The sequence below is a fragment of the Spirochaeta cellobiosiphila DSM 17781 genome (assembly GCF_000426705.1).
Lineage (GTDB): Bacteria > Spirochaetota > Spirochaetia > DSM-17781 > DSM-17781 > Spirochaeta_E > Spirochaeta_E cellobiosiphila.
The window spans coordinates 359,577-379,393 of the sequence record NZ_KE384555.1 but is presented as its reverse complement, the minus strand read 5'-3'; the positions used below and the strand labels follow the sequence as shown (position 1 = coordinate 379,393).

At 38.2% G+C, this 19,817-nt stretch carries 19 protein-coding genes; 9 read left to right on the top strand and 10 right to left on the bottom strand.

The genetic code is table 11. The annotated features are described in order from the left end of the window. Positions 1 to 7 precede the first annotated feature (7 nt). Entirely contained in the window at positions 8 to 1,042 is a 1,035-nt protein-coding gene (gene rlmN, locus K345_RS0112040; protein ID WP_028974366.1) for a dual-specificity RNA methyltransferase RlmN, read from the top strand. Here rlmN (K345_RS0112040) and K345_RS0112035 read toward each other — a convergent pair. After that, positions 1,039 to 1,674, bottom strand: a complete 636-nt coding sequence (locus K345_RS0112035; RefSeq protein ID WP_053228268.1) for a ferredoxin--NADP reductase — start codon at positions 1,672 to 1,674, stop codon at positions 1,039 to 1,041. The two genes, rlmN (K345_RS0112040) and K345_RS0112035, sit on opposite strands and share 4 nt — an antisense overlap. Here K345_RS0112035 and lipA point away from each other — a divergent pair. Beyond that, positions 1,666 to 2,643: a lipoyl synthase gene (gene lipA, locus K345_RS0112030; protein WP_083963752.1), complete on the top strand. Its 978-nt coding sequence runs from the start codon at positions 1,666 to 1,668 to the stop codon at positions 2,641 to 2,643. The two genes, K345_RS0112035 and lipA, sit on opposite strands and share 9 nt — an antisense overlap. Position 2,644: 1 nt before the next feature. On the opposite strand, the gene K345_RS0112025 is transcribed toward lipA, so the two are convergent. Further along, positions 2,645 to 3,151, bottom strand: a complete 507-nt coding sequence (locus K345_RS0112025) for a GNAT family N-acetyltransferase (protein ID WP_028974363.1) — start codon at positions 3,149 to 3,151, stop codon at positions 2,645 to 2,647. Continuing rightward, on the bottom strand, positions 3,148 to 4,083 hold the full coding sequence (locus K345_RS0112020) for an ATP-grasp domain-containing protein (protein WP_028974362.1): 936 nt from the start codon (positions 4,081 to 4,083) through the stop codon (positions 3,148 to 3,150). The genes K345_RS0112025 and K345_RS0112020 overlap by 4 nt, the downstream gene beginning before the upstream one ends. Positions 4,084 to 4,314: 231 nt before the next feature. On the opposite strand from K345_RS0112020, the gene rlmN (K345_RS20920) reads away from it, so the two are divergent. Further along, a complete protein-coding gene (rlmN, locus tag K345_RS20920; protein WP_053228267.1) occupies positions 4,315 to 5,151 on the top strand; it encodes a 23S rRNA (adenine(2503)-C(2))-methyltransferase RlmN in 837 nt (278 codons plus the stop codon). Next, positions 5,126 to 6,763: a YcaO-like family protein gene (locus tag K345_RS0112010; RefSeq protein WP_028974361.1), complete on the top strand. Its 1,638-nt coding sequence runs from the start codon at positions 5,126 to 5,128 to the stop codon at positions 6,761 to 6,763. Before rlmN (K345_RS20920) ends, K345_RS0112010 begins: the two co-directional genes overlap by 26 nt. On the opposite strand, the gene K345_RS0112005 is transcribed toward K345_RS0112010, so the two are convergent. Then, on the bottom strand, positions 6,753 to 7,664 hold the full coding sequence (locus K345_RS0112005; RefSeq protein WP_028974360.1) for a hypothetical protein: 912 nt from the start codon (positions 7,662 to 7,664) through the stop codon (positions 6,753 to 6,755). The two genes, K345_RS0112010 and K345_RS0112005, sit on opposite strands and share 11 nt — an antisense overlap. 144 nt (positions 7,665 to 7,808) lie before the next feature. Between K345_RS0112005 and K345_RS0112000 the strand changes: the two genes are divergently transcribed. Together K345_RS0112000 and K345_RS0111995 are read left to right on the top strand one after the other, a co-directional pair. Next, the gene (locus tag K345_RS0112000; protein WP_028974359.1) at positions 7,809 to 8,696 is read left to right on the top strand and encodes a hypothetical protein; all 888 of its coding nucleotides are present in this window, start codon (positions 7,809 to 7,811) and stop codon (positions 8,694 to 8,696) included. Between the two features lie 205 nt (positions 8,697 to 8,901). Then, positions 8,902 to 9,765 (top strand): hypothetical protein, encoded by an 864-nt coding sequence (locus K345_RS0111995; protein WP_028974358.1) that lies wholly within the window; start codon positions 8,902 to 8,904, stop codon positions 9,763 to 9,765. A 49-nt stretch (positions 9,766 to 9,814) separates the two neighbouring features. On the opposite strand, the gene K345_RS0111990 is transcribed toward K345_RS0111995, so the two are convergent. From K345_RS0111990 to K345_RS0111975, 4 genes are all read right to left on the bottom strand, one after another. Next, positions 9,815 to 11,629 carry an ABC transporter ATP-binding protein gene (locus tag K345_RS0111990; RefSeq protein ID WP_211227884.1) on the bottom strand — a complete coding sequence of 605 codons (1,815 nt, stop codon included), beginning with the start codon at positions 11,627 to 11,629 and terminating at the stop codon, positions 9,815 to 9,817. Continuing rightward, complete coding sequence (locus K345_RS0111985; RefSeq protein WP_028974356.1) at positions 11,629 to 13,362, bottom strand: ABC transporter ATP-binding protein; 1,734 nt, start codon at positions 13,360 to 13,362, stop codon at positions 11,629 to 11,631. The genes K345_RS0111990 and K345_RS0111985 overlap by 1 nt, the downstream gene beginning before the upstream one ends. A gap of 206 nt (positions 13,363 to 13,568) precedes the next feature. After that, positions 13,569 to 15,629: a heavy metal translocating P-type ATPase gene (locus K345_RS0111980; RefSeq protein ID WP_028974355.1), complete on the bottom strand. Its 2,061-nt coding sequence runs from the start codon at positions 15,627 to 15,629 to the stop codon at positions 13,569 to 13,571. Between the two features lie 12 nt (positions 15,630 to 15,641). Then, positions 15,642 to 15,980, bottom strand: a complete 339-nt coding sequence (locus K345_RS0111975; protein ID WP_028974354.1) for an ArsR/SmtB family transcription factor — start codon at positions 15,978 to 15,980, stop codon at positions 15,642 to 15,644. 198 nt (positions 15,981 to 16,178) lie between these two features. Here K345_RS0111975 and K345_RS0111970 point away from each other — a divergent pair, with 198 nt between their 5' ends. Next, a complete protein-coding gene (locus K345_RS0111970) occupies positions 16,179 to 16,616 on the top strand; it encodes a Dps family protein (protein ID WP_028974353.1) in 438 nt (145 codons plus the stop codon). 49 nt (positions 16,617 to 16,665) lie between these two features. Here the strand turns inward: K345_RS0111970 and K345_RS0111965 are convergent, their stop codons facing one another. Then, the gene (locus K345_RS0111965; protein WP_028974352.1) at positions 16,666 to 17,775 is read right to left on the bottom strand and encodes a DUF2325 domain-containing protein; all 1,110 of its coding nucleotides are present in this window, start codon (positions 17,773 to 17,775) and stop codon (positions 16,666 to 16,668) included. 134 nt (positions 17,776 to 17,909) lie between these two features. On the opposite strand from K345_RS0111965, the gene K345_RS20915 reads away from it, so the two are divergent. After that, positions 17,910 to 18,143, top strand: a complete 234-nt coding sequence (locus tag K345_RS20915; protein WP_028974351.1) for a heavy-metal-associated domain-containing protein — start codon at positions 17,910 to 17,912, stop codon at positions 18,141 to 18,143. 66 nt (positions 18,144 to 18,209) lie between these two features. Here the strand turns inward: K345_RS20915 and K345_RS0111955 are convergent, their stop codons facing one another. Then, positions 18,210 to 19,115: a LysR substrate-binding domain-containing protein gene (locus K345_RS0111955; protein ID WP_028974350.1), complete on the bottom strand. Its 906-nt coding sequence runs from the start codon at positions 19,113 to 19,115 to the stop codon at positions 18,210 to 18,212. A gap of 112 nt (positions 19,116 to 19,227) precedes the next feature. On the opposite strand from K345_RS0111955, the gene ahpC reads away from it, so the two are divergent. After that, the gene (gene ahpC / locus K345_RS0111950; RefSeq protein WP_028974349.1) at positions 19,228 to 19,794 is read left to right on the top strand and encodes an alkyl hydroperoxide reductase subunit C; all 567 of its coding nucleotides are present in this window, start codon (positions 19,228 to 19,230) and stop codon (positions 19,792 to 19,794) included. Positions 19,795 to 19,817 lie beyond the last annotated feature (23 nt).

The window sequence follows — 19,817 nt, the reverse complement described above, 5'->3', positions numbered from 1 at the left end:
AGATGATGTGGAAAGATTATATGGCAAAGATATAGAAGAACTAAAGGCAATAGCTCTAGAAGCAGGTCTCAAGGCTTTTGCTGGAAAACAGTTGGCCACCTGGCTCTATCAAAAACATATTAGATCCTTTGATGATATGACCAACATATCTAAGAATGCTCGAACGTATTTACAAGAGCACTATGAATTAGGTATCTATGATCCTATCAAGGTGGATGCCAGTCAGGATGGAACCAAAAAATATCTTTATCAGGTCGTAAAAGATCATTATGTAGAAGCCGCGTATATTCCCGATGGAGAGAGGGCTACCTTGTGTTTGTCCAGTCAAGTGGGGTGTAAAATGGGATGTCTCTTTTGTATGACCGCCCGTCAGGGATTCCAGGGACATTTAGATGCCGGGGAAATCCTGAATCAGCTCCATAGTCTGCCTGAGTTTGATAACATTACCAACCTTGTCTATATGGGGATGGGAGAACCCTTGGATAATTGGATTCAAGTTAAGAAAAGCATTGATATCTTAACTTCTGATTGGGGATATGCCATGAGTCCCAGACGAATCACCTTGTCAACCATTGGAGTCATCCCTGCTATGAAGCAGTTTTTGGATGATTCTAAGGCCCATCTTGCCATCAGTATTCACAGTCCCTTCGATGATGAGAGACGAAAACTAATGCCCATTCAACAAGTTTTTCCTATTAAGGATGTTATTAAGACATTAGAAGATTATGATTGGAGAGGACAAAGACGATTATCCTTTGAATACATTATGTTTAGTGGCGTCAATGACAGTCCTGACCACGCACAAGAATTAGTCAAACTTCTAAGTCGCTTCAAAAGCCGTGTGAATCTAATACATTTTCATCCCATTCCTGACAGTCCCCTTATAGGAAGTTCACGTGATCGAATGGAAAAGTTTCAAAACATTCTTAAAGATAAAGGCTTGATGACAACAATTCGTAAAAGCAGGGGGGAAGATATCCTCGCCGCTTGTGGATTATTATCGACAAAGGAAAAGGTCAAAAAAATAGAAGTGGACTATTAAAAGTACACTTCTGTCTGTATTCTCTCTCTATCAATACCTTTGGCTACTAATATATCATAAGCCTCATAAATCATATCGCAATTACCACATAGATAATACTGTCCATCAGTGGGTAGCCTCTGATCCGATAAATATTGGGTTACCCGACCGTGAAATTGACCTTCATCACTACGGGATGTACAACTAATATAGCGATCAGTAGGATAATGACCGGCATCATAACTTTCTGATAAAAATCTAATACCATGTAATAAAGTATATTGCAGCTTCTCATCTGTATGGGCAAAGCAATGAAAAGGACTTATTCCTGTTCCTGTACTAATAAAGTAATGATGTGCTTCTGGATCCTCTTGAAGTTGAAAGAATCCGAAGGGACCGTTTATTTCCAGATCATCCCCTTCTTTCAATTTATTAAGCTTAGGAGTCACCTGTCCTTCATCAATTCGCTTAACAAGTACTTCCAGATAGTCATCTTTCGTTCCAGAATAAATGGAATACTCTCTACGATCTGGACTCCCAAAGGGTCCCACTGTTAAATGCTGACCAGGGTTAAACTCTAAGCCATTTCTTTCGAATCTTAAGACAAAGGTGTCATCACTTAGATACCTCTTCTGAAGGATTTTATGCTTCATTTTATACTCCCGGATAAATATTATCAAAAAAGTAGTAAAAATCAAGATTGGTTGGACTTGGACTGCAAAAGTCGTTATGTTAAAAGCATGTCAGATTCGATATTAAGAAAGCCGGAGTGGCTAAAAATAAAGGTAAATACCAACAAAAACTATCAAAGTGTACGTAGAAGTATACAAGAAGGGGGCCTTCATACTGTATGTCAGGAGGCTAAGTGTCCCAATCTGCATGAGTGTTGGAATGAACACAAAACTGCAACATTTATGATCCTTGGAGATACTTGTACCAGACGCTGTCGATTTTGTTCGGTAAAAACGGGCATGCCCGAAGAAGTGGATCCTCTTGAACCTGTCAGGCTAGCCAAAACCATAGTTGATATGGGAGTTCGGCATGCGGTCATAACCATGGTTGACAGGGATGACCTTAAAGATGGGGGGGCTGCTGCCATGGCTGCAACTGTCAAAGCCATAAGACGCACAAAGCATCCTGTATCTATTGAAATCCTTACAGGAGACTTTATGGCCAAAGAAGAATCTTTGGATATTATCGCTGAATCCAAACCGGATATCTTTAGTCATAACCTGGAGACTGTCAGAAGATTGACACCCCTTATTCGAAGTCGATCAGAATATGATCGTTCCTTAAAGGTTCTTAAGATGTATAAAGAAAGGGATCCTAAAGCTGTTGTTAAGAGTAGCCTTATGCTTGGTTTAGGGGAAACAAAAGAAGAGGTGATAGAAGCTCTAGATGATTTATTAGCCCATGGTGTGCAGATGGTCAACTTGGGACAGTATCTTCAACCAACAAAACAACAGATTCCGGTTAAGAAATATTGGTCTCCTGAAGAGTTTCAGGAACTCAAAGAAATAGCTTTGGCTAAAGGATTTAGACATTGTGAAGCTGGACCTCTTGTCCGATCCAGCTATCATGCAGGGGAATCCTTTGATAAATTACGTTCTCATCAGCATTAGGTCAATCTAGGTTCTTTTTCATGAGGATTGTATAGTACAAAGGTTTTGGACTGGGAATACGCAAGTATCCATTACTTCTATGGAAAGCAAGAGTTCCAGGAAAGAGGAGACTTTCCACATAAATCTCTTTCACTCCTTGGGCTTTTGCAGTTTCTTCTCGGAGGCTGTTAATTCTCCGGCCTATGCCCTGGCCTTTATAGTCAGGATCAACATTGAGGTATTTGATTTCCCATCTTTCATTCTGTACCAATAAGCCAAAAGCTATGACTTTTCCTTCTTTATTTTGACAGAAGGCTGTGTAGTTCTTACTGCAAAGGAGAGCAATTTTATCAGTTGACTTCTTAGATATGAGGTATTCTAACTCAGGGTTAGAATAGATCTCCCCATCATTACTTGAACGATAATTACGTGCCAACAGATCTGCCATTTGTTGGCAAATCTCCCTATCAACATTATTAGCCATATCGTTCAGATGATTCCATTCTGTCCATTCCAATGAGTCTATCATTCCGCTGTTCCTTGATTCTTTTTCGAAGGAAATATTCCCAATCGTATTTTGAGATAGTGGAAAATCTCTTTGGCAGCATTCGTATTACAAGCCTGATCTAATCCTTCGAATCCAGGAGAGGAATTGACTTCACAGATTTTAAAGTGGTTACCATCAAATAAAAGATCCACTCCGGCAATATCTAATCCCAATACACGTGAAGCTTCAGAAGCTAGCCATTCTATTTCAGGAGTTAGTTCATAAGCACGCACTTCTCCTCCCGCAGAAAAGTTAGCTTTGAATCCATCAGTGGTACTACTCCTTTCCATACAGGCGACAGCTCTCCCTCCCAGGGTAAAGACTCTTAAATCTCGTCCATAGCTGTCTTTTATAAATTCCTGAAGGATGATGTTTGCTTTAGGATTTGTAGCTTCTATCAATTGAATCAGATCTTCAAAGCTCTTCTTATTTTCTGATAAAAAGACTCCTTTTCCTTGTGATCCTGATAGGGTTTTGAGTATGATGGGAAACCCTATTCTGTCCTCTATTAGGTCAAAATCTACTGGGAATTTCGCTAACATAGTTTTGGGGACCGGTAAGGATTTTTCTGCAAGAATCTGTTGGGTAAAAAGTTTGTCTTTAACCAAATCAATAGGCGCAGATGAGTTGAAACAAGGAACTCCTAAACGCTCCAGGTGTCTAATGACAGCTAAGGCAAAGTAGGTCGTTCCTGCTCCCATTCGGGGTAAAACAAAATCAGGTAAAGGCTCCGTTTTTCCATCAATGAGAATACTTTTCCTATCCTCTTGTGTAACAATAAGGTCAATTTGTTCTGGTTTTAGTATACGAAGTTCAATATTTTGAAGGCTTGCTTCTGACAGAAATGATTGTATTTCATACATTTCCGGTTTGATTTCCGTTTCATTCCGTCGGTAGAGGATCCATCCTAACACTCATAATCTCCTTTAGATTCATGAGGAGATCCCATGGGAGGTGTCCTAACGACATATACCTAAAAACCCATAAGCGATCTTCCTCGCAAGAATTCCTAGGCAGATATCGTTAGCATGACGGGTCCGGCATCTGCAGGTAACTAACTTATAGGAATAAATAGCTAAAAAAGTCAATTCCTTGAGGCTTTGTTATTGTTTTATGGGATTTTTTTCAGTATAAGCATTAATAGAATGGAGAAAGAAGCACGTAAGTTCATAACAACCTTAAGTGATGGACATCAGATTGAATCTGTTATCCTTCCTATGAAAAGCTACAATACCTTATGTGTCTCTTCACAGGTCGGTTGTCAAAGGGGATGTACTTTTTGTTCCACTGCTAAGATGGGTTTTGTCCGTAATTTGACAGTTCAAGAAATCATTAACCAACTAATAATGGCACAAGAGACATATCATGTAAGCATTAGGAATGTGGTGTTTATGGGAATGGGGGAACCAATGGATAACTTTGATGCCCTTGTGAAAGCCATTCAGCTATTCTCAGACCCTCATGGCTTTAATATTCCCAAAGGACGAATCACCATAAGTACTTCTGGAGTGATTCCAGGCATTATGGCCTTAGGAAAGCTTGCCCAGGAGGGAGATCTCTTCCATAGGATTCGATTAGCCATAAGTCTAAATGCTTCCAATGATGGGATTCGTCAGAAACTAATGCCTATTAACCGGATTTACCCACTAAAGGAATTAAAAAAAGCTTTGATGGAATATCCTTTAAGAAAGACTCGTGACAAAATCTTATTAGAATATGTCATTATACCTGGGGTCAATGATAGAATTGAAAATATTCAGGAATTAAAAGAGTTTGTAGGAAACATGCCTATCCTATTAAACTTTATCCCTCATAATCCAAAATGTACCTATGAAGAAGGACATCGCTTTTTTAAATGGGCACAGGAAGCTAAGCTCCCATGCCGGATTAGAGATTCCAGAGGGCGTAAAGTAGGGGGAGGATGTGGACAACTTATTAGACCAGTGAGGAGTAATCATGTCGAATATACCAGGGAAAGATAGAGGATTAGAAGAATCCCTAGATAAATTAAAAACCTTCTTTAAGAATATTGGATTCCATCTCCAAGAAAAGAAACTCATTAATCCTGCACCAGGATTATGGTCTGTTCATCTGGAAGATCCAGATTCTAAACTCTATTCGAATGGAAAGGGAGGTTCTTCTTTGGCTTGCCTTGTGAGCGCTTATGCGGAATTCCTGGAACGTTTAGGCACTGGTTTTTTTCTAGCAGATTATCCGCATTTTGAAGGTTACTCCATCGCTTATAATGAAGAAGTCCATAGTCTTGGTGATTTTACTTTAGACCAATGTTTGAATAAAAAACTTTGGTCTTATTATGATCCTCATCATTTACTGGAACCAAAAGACCTCATTGATCCTGTATGGGATGGAGCTCCTCGTATAAGTTTACTCCCTATGTTAGATGGGGACGGTCATTCGGTAAAGGTTCCAACATCCCTTCTAAAAGAATTATATGTGTCCAATGGATTAAGTATTGGTAATTCCTCATTGGAGGCTAAAGTTCAAGCCTTAAGTGAAATATTTGAGCGTTATGTTCGTTTTGAAATCCTTAAAAATGGTTATTCTCTTCCTGAATTCCCTATAGATGAATTAAGGAAATGGGTTTCCTGGGATGATATTTCCTCTAGCTTTGATAGTCATGGTTATGAACTAAGAGTTCTCGATTCCAGTTTGGGAAAGGGCTATCCTGTTGTTTGTGTGGTATTGATTCACAAGAGCACTGGTAAGATAATGCTGAGTTTTGGTGCTCATCCTAATCCTGCTGTTGCAGTAGAAAGAACTCTAACAGAGTTAATGCAAGGTCGAGATTTTGAAAATCTTGATGATCTGGTTTGGCCCCATTCTGACCAAGAAGCCTGTAGTGATCCTGTTAACTTGGAAAGTCATTTTATCAATTCTGTAGGTCTTGTTCCTTATTCTTTTTTCAATACCAATACAAGCTTTGAATTTGAACAGTGGGGAGTTGTCGGTTCCAGAGAAGAGGAATGGAACTATCTAAGATCATGTTTGGGGGATCATAGCGTATTGTATTGGGAACAGGATATCGATGTCTTCACTTTAATAAGAATGGTAGTTCCGGGTATGTCTGAGATTTATCCCGTAGAAGATTTGTGGGATACTATTAGGGAAGAACGTCTTAGTCTGAGATCTTTCATGGCAGAACCCAAAAAGGGCCTCCTCTCCTGGGGATTGCTTCCTTTTCATCCTGATGACAGAGTTAGTGATGTGACTAATCTCCCACTAGAGGCTTGTGGACAATGGGCTTATTTAACCTTTGGAGAACTTCGTCTCATTGCGGATTTTTATGAGGGGGATACTCCTTCTCTAGAGCTTGAAACTATGGACTTTACAAGTGCAGATAATGTTATAGGCACTTTTTTTACTATATTAAAAGCAAGTTTGTCTGTTGATTCTTCAATTTTGGAAGAATTATTTCCGTCCGGTCTTATAGCACAGGTGAGGGCTCTTGTTGAACAGGGATCCTGGCCGTCCGATCTTCTTCCTCCCTTAGGCAGGACCTATAACTTATCCCGCCTACATGGAGTGAATAGAATGAGGCAAAAAATCACTTCCTATTGGCAAGCTAGAATTTAAGAGATGTTCCTATAAAGATTGACCAGGACAAGGAACCTTCTATGCTTGGGGCAGGATCTATAATATGCGTTCCTAGTTGCGCCCCAAAGAATGGTTGTTGGAGGCCTCTTTTTAGTTGGTGAGGCTCTGCATATAAGAAGGCATAGAGGCTATGAGTATTCATATCGCTAGATAAAGGTATAGTACTATGGTAGTCGAGTCCGGCGAGTATTTCATTTTCCAAAGATGTTTCTGTAAAAGTATAGGCTACCTTAGCATCATTGTAGATAATAGAATCCCGGGACTTCATAATTTTGTTTTCCATATAATTAAACATCCATTCTTTACCAGCTTCTGAGTAGTCATAATATTTGTAGCTAAAAGTGTATTGGACTGCGATAGAACCCATTTGACCTTGTAGTGATGGGGCCATCTCATAGGTCCAACCACCACCATCTTTGTGAGTTGTGTTGTCATATAAGAAATCAGAGTCCGTCCAATCAAAGTTTTTTGTCAAAGACGATTCGTTCTTATACTTTGTATTCCATGCTGTTAAAGCACTATCTGTTAAAGGACGTAATCCTCCTTTGAACTGACTTGTCCAGAAATAGTGATCGTAACCACCAGTTGCACGTATTGTAAAAAAAGCAATAGGAGTAATCTCTGCAAAAACATTGAATGAATTGACAACAAAGCCATAGGTTTCCTTAATACCTAATTTGATATTAGTCTTGTCCCATAGGATTCCCGGTTTTTGAAAAAGTGGCCATGTATGATCAAAGGTAGCATCAACTCCGGCCATTTCGTAATTATCTCCGTAGCCAAAGGCCAAGGAAAGGTCCGATTCTGACTCAGTCTTATTTTGTCCAAAGGACAAAGCTGATACTGCCGTTATAAGTACAATAAACAATAGCTTCCGCATGAATACTCCTCATTTGGTTCATAGTCTAAAAGTTTTGTTAGCTACTGGATAGATCTTTATTATAAAAAGGGTCAAAGTCTATATTTCACTATACAAAATAATATAAATGGTCAAAAATGAAATAAAAATTAAAGAGGTAATAAGATGTTAATTAAATTCATTAAACTAACACTTTGTGTTTCTGTCTTACTATTTTTCTCCTGTGAAATTGTGAATGATGATTCCGCTACTCAGACCGATAAGAGGGACAATGTAAAATCAGTAGTAGATAAACCTAGTGAAGACAAGACTAGTGAAGACAAGACTAGTGAAGACAAGACTAGTGAAGACAAGACTAGTGAAGACAAGACTAGTGAACAAGATACTTTTTCCATTAGTGGGACCATAACCATTGAATCTACTTATGAGAGATTCGATAGAAAAATTCTTTTATCAGTATTGGATATGAGTTTATATGATGATTCAACTGGAGCTTTACCTCCATCTGCAAAGACCATCTCTATTGATTATTCCGGCGAGGAATCTTTAAGTTACACAATTCCTGATTTGGAAACCGGGTCCTATTATATAATGGCAAGCATGGATGATAATCTGAATGGACAGATTGACAATGATGAATTGTGTGGGGGAGTAGGTTTCGACCCATTAACTTACACTGAAGACACTGATAATCAAGATATTTACATGGACTATTATAATAAAACAAAGACTAGTTCGGAAACATATTTATCAAGTAGGTTGAGTATTAAAAGCACTATGTCTGGTGGTGGAGGGACTAAAGATTATCATGGCAGTCGTGATGAGACTGTAGAATTAAAAGGTTCCTTTGACACCTACTATGGAGATGCTGAGCATCCAGATGAGACTATAGAAACTAATATCCATTATTGGTATATCAATGGGGAAAAAGTATCAGAAGAAGAATCTTTTCAAAAAGATTTCTTACCTGGAACATACAAGATAGAATTATTTTCTCAGAATACTGTTGGGAATAAAGATTACCAAACCCATACAGCTTATATAAGCGAGTAAGAGTAGGTCAGACCTTTAATTCAATAAGGTCTGACTTCTTTATTTTCTCCTATTCAAAATCAAAGCCACCATATTTTGTTCATAGTCTAAAAGTTTTGTTAGCTACTGGATAGAGCTTTATTATAAAAAGGGGGTAGAGCTTATATTCTACTATACAAAATAATATATATGAGTAAAATTAGAAAAAAAATAAAGAGGTAATAAGATGTTAATTAAATTCATTAAACTAACACTTTGCTTTTCTGTCTTACTGTTTTTCTCCTGTGAAATTGTGAATGATGATTCTGCAACTCAAACCAATGTGAGGGACAATGTAAAATCAGTAGTAGATAAACCTAGTGAAGACAAGTCTGGCGAAGACAAGACTAGTGAAGACAAGTCTAGTGAAGACAAGTCTAGTGATGAAGGTTCTTTTTCTATTAGTGGGACAATAACTATTGAACCTACTTATGAGAGAGTCGATGGAAAGATTCTTTTATCAGTATTGGATCTGAGCTCATATGATAGTTCAACTGGAGCTTTCCCTCCATCTGTAAAGACCCTCTCTATTGAGTATTCCGGCAAGGAATCTTTAAGTTATACTATTCCTGATCTAAAAACTGGATTCTATTATGTCTCTGCAACTATGGATGATAACAACAATGGACAGATTGACAATGGAGAGTTGATTGGATATGCAGGTTCCAAACCATTAACTTATACTGAAGATACTGATAATCAAGATATTCAGATGGACTCTTATTTCGACGCTACTTCGGAAACCTATTTATCAAGTGCGCTGAGTATTACAGGCACTTGGTCTGGTGGTGGTACTCAAGATTATCATGGTAGTAGTGATGAGACTGTAGAATTAGAAGGTTACTTTGACACCTACTATGGAGATGCTGATGAGCCAGATGAGACTATAGAAACTAATATCCATTATTGGTACATCAATGGGGAAAAAGTATCAGAAGAAGAATCTTTTCGAAAAGATTTCTTACCTGGAACTTACAAGATCGAATTATTCTCTCAGAATACTGTTGGGAATAAAGATTACCAAACCTATACAGCTTATATAAGCGAGTAAGAGTAGGTCAGACCTTTAATTCAATAAGGTCTGACTTCTTCATTTTATCCTATTCGATACCAAAACCACCATAATAGAGGTCATGATAGAAACCCTTTTGTTCTAAAAGCTGATCATGTTTTCCTCGCTCAATGATCTGGCCCTCTTTCATTACTAATATTTTATCTGCCTTTTTGATTGTGCTTAGTCTGTGAGCTATGATGAAGCTCGTACGGCCTTCCATGAGTTTAAGCATTCCTTCCTGTATGTGAATTTCTGTACGTGTATCAACACTGGATGTTGCTTCATCAAGAATAAGTATGGAAGGATTTGTTAGGATAGCTCTTGCTATAGCAATAAGTTGTCTCTGTCCCTGGCTTAGGCTAGCCCCATTTCCTGTGATTAACGATTGATATCCCCTGGGCATACGATGAATGAATTGGTGGGCATTAGCCATTTTGGATGCTTCGATGATTTCTTTCTCTGTGGCCTCCAGACGTCCATAGCGAATATTATCCATGATTGTACCAGAAAAGAGGAAGGTGTCTTGAAGTACTATTCCCAGGGACTGGCGTAGATTTTCTTTCTTTATTTTATGTATGTCCACGCCATCAATGAATATCTCTCCCTCCTGGAAGTTGTAGAACCTGGTGAGCAGATTAATAATTGTGGTTTTTCCCGCACCTGTGGGACCTACGAGAGCTATGGTCTGCCCAGGTTCTGCAGTGATACTGATCCCTTTAATAATGGGAATATCCTGCAAATAACGAAAGTGAAGATCTTTAATGATTACTTCTCCTTTTATTTCTTCCAACTGGATAGCCTCTTCAGGATCACTAAATTCTGGCTTTTGATCGAGTATCTCAAAGACTCTTTCTGCTCCCGCTAATGCAGACTGAAACATCGTATACAGTTGAGCAATCTGATTTAAAGGTCGGGAAAATTGTTTTGTATAGTTGAGGAATGCTGCTATTGTTCCTATAGAAACAACGCCCTGTATAGCTAATACAGCTCCAGCAAAAGCTGTTACCCCATAATTCAGGTTATTCATCGTATTCATCAAAGGGCCCATAATTCCCGAAGAAACATTCGCATGATGGGAAGCTTGTCTTAACTTATGGTTTGTTTCATGAAAGTTTTTAGAGATCTCGTCTTCCTTTGCGAAAGCTTTTACAAGGGAATAGGCGGATATATTTTCTTCAATCATTCCATTCAATTGCCCCAGGTAGTTCTGCTTCGCCCTAAATCCTTTTCGTGTATGAGTTCCAATCCACTTTGTTGACAGGAGAACAAGGGGGATGACTGTGATACAAATCAAAGCCAGTTGCCAATTGAGAAGTATCATAATGAGCGTTACAGCCACGATGCTCAGAAAACCTGAGATCAGATCTAAACAGCTTTGGGATAATGTTGTACTGATGTTATCAATATCATTAGTCATACGACTCATGAGGTCCCCAGAGGAGTGGGTATCAAAGTAACGTATTGTCAGAGTCTGTAATTTGGCAAAGACCTCTGTTCTGAGGTTTTTAATTGCTTTCTGAGCTATATCTATCATGAGTCTTTGTTGTAATAAAACGACAGCAGACATACTTAGGTAAGCTCCTGACATCAACAAAAGTAAGCGTCCCAATCCTGGCAAATTGATTTCGGCTATAATGTAATTATCAATGGCCTCTTTCATTAGATAGGGGCCTAATATATTTAATAAGGTGCTTAGGAACACTAAAATGATTACAATAACCAAAGGACTTTTTTCCTTGTGGAGGTAGGTGATTAATCTCTTTATTGTTCCTTTGGTGTTCTTGGCTTTTTCTTTAGGTCCGAAGTAACGCATATGTCTTCGGCCCATTGTAGGAGGTATTTGTTTATTATCTGTGCTCATTAGGCTACTTCCGTGTCTATTTGGGATTGGAATATTTCTTTATAGATATGGCTTTGGGCTAACAATTCTTCATGAGTTCCTATGGATTCAATAGAACCATCATCTAATACTATTATCTTATCAGCAGACATGACACTTGTTATTTTTTGTGCGATTAAGAGCGTTGTCTTTTTGGTCTTTTGTCCCTTTTTCAAGGCTTCTTTGATGGCATTTTCTGTTTTCGTATCTACCGCACTAGTGGCGTCATCCATGATTATGATGGATGATTGTTTGGCTAGTGCTCGCGCAATAGTAACTCGTTGTTTCTGTCCTCCAGATAGATTCACTCCCCGTTGATTAATATCTGTCATATAAGTGTGGGGTAAATCATCAATAAAATCGCTAACCTTCGCGGCCTGGGCTGATTCTTGCATGATAGGTCGGAGTGATTCTCTTTCTTCCTCAGGATAGTGATAGAGGATATTGTCTTTTATTGTTCCCGAAAGCAAAGTTGTTTGTTGGGGCACATAGGCTATGAGCTCTCTGAGGGATTGGGGATTTATCTGACTAATGTCTTGATCATCAATAGTAATGGATCCTTCATCCAGTGTATAGAAACCCAGTAAGAGCTTGGCGATAGTGGACTTACCTGAACCGGTAGCACCTAATATGGCTATTGTCTGACCAGGTTCTGCGGTAAAGCTAATCTCTTTTAATACAGGTTCTCCTTGTTTCGTGTAGGAAAAGCTAACATTTTTAAACGCAAATTGACCCTTTGTCTTTTCTAATACAGGTAGATCCTCGGTTTTTTTCTCAGGAGTATTAAGGATCTCATAGATACGCTGGGAAGAGGCTTCTGCTCGACTAAATCGAATCATTACCGAGCTCAGCATCATCAGAGAGAACAAAAGTTGTCTTAAATAGTTGGTAAAGGCTATTAAACTACCTACTTTAAGCAAGTTTGAATCTACTAACTTGGCTCCATACCAAAGGGCGAGGATGATGCCAGTATTTAATATTAATTGCATTATTGGATTCATAAAAGCCATTGTTTTAGCTGCTTTGATACTAATATCTGTCAACTCTACATTGACTGTGTGGAACTTTTCCTTTTCAAAATCTTCTCGTACAAAAGCTTTGATAAGTCGTTGGCCTAATAAGTTTTCTTGTATACGGTTGTTTAACTTGTCAATTTGATTCTGTGTTTTATAAAAAAGAGGCTGTGCTACTTTCAATAGTAAAGTCACTAAACAAATAATAATAGGTACAAAAATAAGAAAGAGAAGGGCCAGTCTTTTATTGATCATGATCGCCAGTACTAAGCTTCCTATTACTTGAATGGGAGCTCGAACCATCATCCTGATCAGCATTCCAGATGTATTTTCTATCTGGGTAACATCATTGGTCAATCTTGTTATGATATTACCTGATTCAAGCTTGTCAACTTCTTTATGTTCCAGATTGATCACTTTACTAAAAAGGTCTTCCCTTAGACTAAGTGCCACCCCTGTGGAAGCTTTGCTGGCAAAGTAAGCTGCCAAAGCTCCTCCCATAAAAGATATGATGGTAACAATTAACATTTTGCTCCCCAGGGTAAACACCAGATTAATGTTTTGCTTAGCCACTCCTTCATCTACTATCTGAGCCATAATGGTGGGAAGTAAAAGATCCATGGCTACTTCAATGACCATAGTAAAAGGGGCTAAGAGGGCATAGATCCAATACTTCTTTAGGTAGGTTATGATTAGTTTCAAATATGAACTCCTTTTTGTCTATATTAAGTAAGTCCTCAATTTTTTGCACTTGTCTATTTCAATACTTTTTTCTGTTTGATGCAATTAGGTGATTTGTTGATCGTGAGCTTTCTAATGATTAGTGTGTCAGTTAGTAGGGATGAAGTGTTGTACTCAAGCAAAAAAAATTAACTTAAGTACAACTGTATTTTATCCTAGCCTTGATATTAGGATATTTTTAGTACTCTCATAGAGTTAAGTACTGCAATCAGAGCGACTCCGACATCGGCAAAAATGGCTTCATACATGGTGGCCATACCGAATGCTCCTGCCACAAGAAAGGTTGTTTTCACTAGTAGCGCAAAAATAATATTTTCCATGACAATACGTCTGGTTTTCCTTGCTATGGATTGTGCGTCCAGTAGTTTGGTAGGATCATCGTTCATAATAACTATATCAGCAGCTTCAATAGCGACATCTGACCCTATTCCTCCCATTGCAACTCCTAAATCAGCTCTTGCTAATACAGGGGCATCATTAATACCATCACCGGCAAAGAGAGTTTTCTTCTTGTCATCCATTATTTTTTCCAATATGGATAACTTATCCTGAGGGAGAAGCTCACTATAAACGCCATCAAAACCCAGTTCTTTACCCACAGATTCGGCGATTTGCTTTTGATCACCACTTAACATGAAGATCGATTTAATACCTGTTTTTCTCAGATCTGACGTAAAGTTTGTCATATTGTCTTTAATCTCATCAGCAATATATAGGCTTCCTAAATAGTCTTGCCCATAACAAACGTGAACAACAGAACCAGGGAAGTTTTTATCCCATTCGGATATAGCTATGTCTTTGCTTTCAAGTAATCTATGGTTTCCTACTAAAAGCTCTTTGTTTTCCAGTATTCCCGTCATACCAAGACCGGGAATTTCCTTAATATCAGATATTACATGATCTGATAATGAACCTTCCCATTCTTTTATAATAGATTGTGCGATTGGGTGTGTCGAGTATTGTTCTAATAGGGCTGCCATTTCCAGAGTTTTGGCACCCTCGACTTTTACCACCTTGAAGTTTCCCTTTGTCATAGTCCCTGTTTTATCAAATACGGCGGTGTCTATATTGTTGAGAGCTTCCAGGTAATTGCCACCTTTGATCAGGATCCCTTTTCGACTGGCAGCTCCAAGTCCGCCAAAGTAACCTAAGGGCACACTTAATACAAGAGCACAGGGACAACTGATAACCAGGAAAATCAAAGCTCTAGATATCCATTCCTGGAAGCTACCTAGTCCTAATACGCTTGGTATGATCGCCACAGCTAAAGAGGCAAAAACAACAAAAGGGGTATAATATCTAGCGAATTTAGTAATGAACTGTTCTGTCTTGGCTTTCTTGGAAGTGGCACTTTCTACCAAATTAAGTATACGTGCAACAGTTGAGTTTTTGAAAAGCTTTGTGACTTCAATAGTAATAGTGGAATCTAAATTTATACATCCGCTGAGTACTTCATCATTAATTGTCTTGTAACTTGGCAAACTTTCCCCTGTCAGTGCAGAAGTGTCTAATGTTGAGTTTCCTTCCCGTATGATTCCATCAACAGGAATCTTCTCCCCTGTTTTGACAATAATTTTATCAGCTAATCTTAATTCAGAGGGATCAACCTTTTTGATACCTTCATTTGTGATGAGGTTGGCAAAGTCGGCTTTTATATTGAGAAGAGCCTTGATGCTATCTCTACTTTTGTCGACGGCATAATCTTGAAAAGCTTCTCCCACTTTGTAAAAAAGCATAACAGCCACAGCTTCTGTGTATTCACCAAGGATAAAGGCCCCTATAGTCGCTACGCTCATAAGAAAATTTTCATCAAAGACATTACCCTTTGTTATGTTTTTGATGGCTCGTAGAACAATATCTCCGCCGATCAGAAGATAGGCCATCACAAACAAGCCTGTATTGATAACTTGTGAAAAAACAGAGAGCTTGGCCAGAACCAGGATTATGACTCCCAGTATTAGAGGTATATGTTTAGTGATCTTAAAAGGTTTTGTTTTCTTTATTTCCCCGGAATTATACCAGTCTACATAGACCCCTTCTTCAATCTTATCCACTTCCTTCTGTATATTTTTCTTTAAATCTTCTTGGGGAAGTTCTGAATGAAGGGTCAACTTTTTTGTTGTAAAATTGAATTGAACATCCTTTAGATATTCTTTGGTTTTGAGGGACTCTTCTATTTGAGCTGCACAATTAGCACAGTTAAGGTTTTGTAATTCTAATTCGACCATAACATCACCTCCTTAATCTTTGATGTGTAATCTGGCAATGTCGATAATAGATTCGATATGGGCATCGTCAAGATTGTAGTAGATCATTTTTCCATCTCTTCTTGTTTTAACAATCCTGCTTTTTTTTAGTAAACGTAGTTGGTGAGACACTCCGGATAATGATATTTCCATGAGAGCGGCCAAGTCTCCTACGCATAATTCTTTTATTCGTAATGCTGCAACAATGCGCATTCTTGTAGGGTCCCCTAGTATTTTAAATAATTCTGATATGTCAACGATGTCATCTTCAGGAATGAGCTTATCCTCAACAAAATCTACATTCTCCTTGTTAACACAACACTCTGTTTTCATATAAACACCATCCTTAACACTTGAACAGTTGCTCAAGTGTTGTATGTATGATAACACAAATATAAAAAATGGCAATACCCCTTTTAAGAATTCTATAGGTGTTAATTGATAGTTTATAGCAATATATAGCTTCGATATAAACAATTTCACAAGAGAGATAATAGATAGTATATATAGAGTGTAATGAAGGAGAAACAAATGGAAACAGTGAAAAAAATGAACAGTTATTTGGCGGATTTAGCAGTTATGAATGTGAAGCTTCACAATCTACACTGGAATGTAGTAGGAAAGCAATTTGTAAGCATTCACAAGTTCACAGAAGAGTTGTATGAAGACCTTTTTGAAAAGTATGATGCAGTAGCAGAAGAATTAAAAATGCTTGGTGAGATACCTGCCAGTACAATGGTAGAGTACCTTAAGATTACTGATGTTAAGGAAGAATCTCCCAGGGCATTTACTGTAGAGGAGGTCTTGGATCATTTAGTATCTGACTTAAATATACTCAAGACAAAGGCTCTCCATATAAGGAAATCAGCTTCAGAAGAGGATAGTTTTGCTGTTGCTAATATGATGGAGGACCATAGTAGTGAATACAACAAGAATTTATGGTTTCTTAAAGCCATGTTAGCCGCTTAAAAATGATATAACCTTTGGCCCTCCTTGCTTCTTATGGGGTAAGTGAGGGTCATACTACTTTCTTTAGCTCCGTAGCAAAGGAGGTTAATCCTGAGTTTTTGAGCATCACCAGTTTTTGAAGTTTGTCGTTATAGTATTTCTTAAGACAGTGGCTTGCCCCATGACTGACGCAATCCAAAGCACAGACAACGACATCAGCACTACATGTTAAATTCTTAAGATAATGAAAGGATTGTTCCAGACCTCCATCATGATGAGTAAATTCTCCATTCATAGATTCCACCAATGATTTGCAATAGGGGATCATTGATAATCTCCCTCCTACTAACAAAACCTTTTTACCTTGTAGATCAGAATTACCAAAAATAGGACAACTTTCTTGACAGGAGGATTCCTTCTGTTGGCTTTGAGACCATTCCAACTGTAAAAGCTTATTATATTCTTCCATACTTAGAAGAGTTTCTTTGTATTGAGCTAATTTGTCTTTAAGATGTTGGTTATGTTTTTGACTAAGAGCTAATTGAGATTCTAAATCATTATTAGTCTTAACTTCTTGGTTCAAGTCCGTTAAGGTACGGACTTTATTCTTAAGATTCTGATTTTCAATTATCAATTCCTCTTTATGACAAAAATATTCATTTCGTTCTTTTTGTAATCGATTAAGGCTTGTTTTTAGTTCTTTAATGTCTTCAAGTGTTTTTGATAACTCTGTTTTAAGGGAGATTCTTTCTAATTTGTTTTTCTGAATGTCCGCCCCTGCTTTGTGGGACATCATGTGGACTTCTCCGAAAATAACTTCCTTAATTTTTTCCGTGCAATGGGGATGGGATAATAAGGACCAATACGCCCCTGCAATGTCTCCCCTTTGAAAGGACTCTTCCCAAAAAAAGAGAAGATCATTCTCATTATCGATTCTCATAGATTGAAAGAGAGGAGCTGCAAATTTTTGATTTAACTTGTTTGTTATTTTACCATTGAGCTTTGAATTCTCGCCGAGGCATTTTACCGCTTCACTGTGTATTTGATAATCGGTGTAATCCTTTAGATCTACCTTGTAGGTCTTTTCTAGTAAGCTTTTCGTTTCTCCGATGGAGAGGCAGGTTCCGATGATAGAACAATGAAAAGTTCTATCTATATCTAAAATATTCTTTCTTCTCATGTATTGTCTCTATATTGTTAATCTGTATTAATTATAGGGATTCCTTTGAGAAATTGTCAACTATAAAGAGATGATGATTTTTTTGGTAATATTGATTATTATAGAAAGGAAGGATAATAATGAGGAGGTACAAAGTGTTTTTTTCTAAGAAAAAATATGATTTGGAAGTATCCGTTAAGGATATGTCCTGTGCTCATTGTGAATTACATGTTGGTCAAGCTATTGAAAAACTGAAAGGAGTCAAGAAGGCAGAGGCCAATAGAAAAAAAGAAAAAGCCTATGTGACATTTGAGAACGGTCAGTCTGTTGATCCTCAGACGGTGGTTGATGCTGTTAATGCTACAGGGTATAAGGCTAGCTTGATCTAATACTAAAGTCTGCCCTATTCCTATCCACTATTAGAGGAACAGAGCTTTCATTTATACACACAGTAATTAGATCGATTTTACTGGCAATTCTATACCACATATCCCTTTAATGAGCTTGGCCAAGTCCTCTATGAGTAGGCTTTTAGGATGGGTTGTCCTGTAAAAGAGGCCGATATTCCGTTTAAAGTCAGCTCCACTCACTTCTTTGTAGCGTATTCCTTTTTCTGGAAAATCAGGAATAGCCATGCGGGGAATGAGTGTGATCCCTGAGCCCATTCGAACCATTTGACGTAAAGTTTCTATACCAGTAGCTCTGAATTGCTTCCTTTCTTCAGCTCCATAGCGATAGCAAATTTCTATGGCCTGATCCCTAAAACAATGTCCGTCGTTGAGTAATAGCATATTTTCCCCATTCAGATCGTCAGGATAAATCTCTTCTTTTTGACTCCAGGAATGCTTTTCTGGAAAGGCAGCCCAGAAACTTTCTGAGAACAAAGGGATTTCTTTCATTCCCGGGATGTCTTGAGGAAGAGCAAGAAAGGCTATGTCCAATTCACCATTCTGAAGTTTTTGAATGAGATAGTTACTCTGCTCTTCCAATAGGTGAACCTGAACATGGGGAAACTCTTCAGTAATAGGCTCGCTTAGGCGGGGGAATAACCAAGGTCCCAGAGTGGGGAAGATGCCGATTTTCAGGATTCCCTGATAGGGGTCTTTTAGCGATTCCGCACAGCTTTGCAGTTCTTGCACATTGGCTAATATCTTTTTTGCAATGGGTAAGGCTTCCTCACCAAAGGCTGTAAGAATGACAGAACGGGTATTCCTTTCAAAGAGTGAACTTCCTAATTCTTCTTCTAATTTTTTTATTTGTCCACTTAAGGTCGGTTGGCTAACATAGCATTCTTCTGCAGCTATTCTAAAATGACCGGACTTCGCTACAGCCACGAAATATTCAATGTCTCTTAGATTCATAGTATTTCCTTATTGATAGATAATATCGAATAAACTGATAAAAATAAACGATTTCACAAGCTTTTTAAGAAATGATAAATATGAATCATCAATTAATTAAAGAGGAGTTCACATGGAAACGATCATTAATCAAACATTAACAGAGTTTACTGTTCAAGCCTATCACAAAGGAGAATTCAAAACTTTTACCGACAAGGATGTCCTCGGTAATTGGGCTATATTCTTTTTCTACCCAGCAGACTTTTCTTTTGTTTGTCCTACAGAATTAGGAGAAATGGCTGACAAGTATGATGAATTTCAAAAGATGGGTGTGGAAATCTATTCTGTAAGTACAGACACACATTTTGTCCACAAAGCATGGCACGACACTTCTGATACTGTTGGGAAGATTCAGTATCCTATGTTAGCTGATCCCGCAACAGTTCTGTCAAAAGCATTTGGTGTTTTTATCGAAGAAGAAGGACTTGCTTACAGGGGAACTTTCCTTGTTAATCCTGAAGGTCAGATCAAATTAGCAGAAATCAATGACAATGGAATTGGTCGTAATGCAGATGAATTAATGCGGAAAGTACAGGCCGCACAATTCATAGCTGCCCATCCTAATGAAGTCTGTCCTTCTAGCTGGAAGCCAGGAGAAGCGACTCTTGAACCGGGCTTAGATTTGGTTGGTAAGATTTAATTAAACAGCTATAGGAGGTCAAC

Coding starts and splice junctions, on each gene's coding strand:
- lipA (WP_083963752.1), top strand. CDS start 1,666: ATGCTTCATTTTATACTCCCGGATAAATATTATCAAAAAAGTAGTAAA.
- K345_RS0112035 (WP_053228268.1), bottom strand. CDS start 1,674: ATGAAGCATAAAATCCTTCAGAAGAGGTATCTAAGTGATGACACCTTT.
- K345_RS0112025 (WP_028974363.1), bottom strand. CDS start 3,151: ATGATAGACTCATTGGAATGGACAGAATGGAATCATCTGAACGATATG.
- rlmN (WP_053228267.1), top strand. CDS start 4,315: ATGGAGAAAGAAGCACGTAAGTTCATAACAACCTTAAGTGATGGACAT.
- K345_RS0112010 (WP_028974361.1), top strand. CDS start 5,126: ATGTCGAATATACCAGGGAAAGATAGAGGATTAGAAGAATCCCTAGAT.
- K345_RS0112005 (WP_028974360.1), bottom strand. CDS start 7,664: ATGCGGAAGCTATTGTTTATTGTACTTATAACGGCAGTATCAGCTTTG.
- K345_RS0112000 (WP_028974359.1), top strand. CDS start 7,809: ATGTTAATTAAATTCATTAAACTAACACTTTGTGTTTCTGTCTTACTA.
- K345_RS0111995 (WP_028974358.1), top strand. CDS start 8,902: ATGTTAATTAAATTCATTAAACTAACACTTTGCTTTTCTGTCTTACTG.
- K345_RS0111990 (WP_211227884.1), bottom strand. CDS start 11,629: ATGAGCACAGATAATAAACAAATACCTCCTACAATGGGCCGAAGACAT.
- K345_RS0111980 (WP_028974355.1), bottom strand. CDS start 15,629: ATGGTCGAATTAGAATTACAAAACCTTAACTGTGCTAATTGTGCAGCT.
- K345_RS0111975 (WP_028974354.1), bottom strand. CDS start 15,980: ATGAAAACAGAGTGTTGTGTTAACAAGGAGAATGTAGATTTTGTTGAG.
- K345_RS0111970 (WP_028974353.1), top strand. CDS start 16,179: ATGGAAACAGTGAAAAAAATGAACAGTTATTTGGCGGATTTAGCAGTT.
- K345_RS0111965 (WP_028974352.1), bottom strand. CDS start 17,775: ATGAGAAGAAAGAATATTTTAGATATAGATAGAACTTTTCATTGTTCT.
- K345_RS0111955 (WP_028974350.1), bottom strand. CDS start 19,115: ATGAATCTAAGAGACATTGAATATTTCGTGGCTGTAGCGAAGTCCGGT.
- ahpC (WP_028974349.1), top strand. CDS start 19,228: ATGGAAACGATCATTAATCAAACATTAACAGAGTTTACTGTTCAAGCC.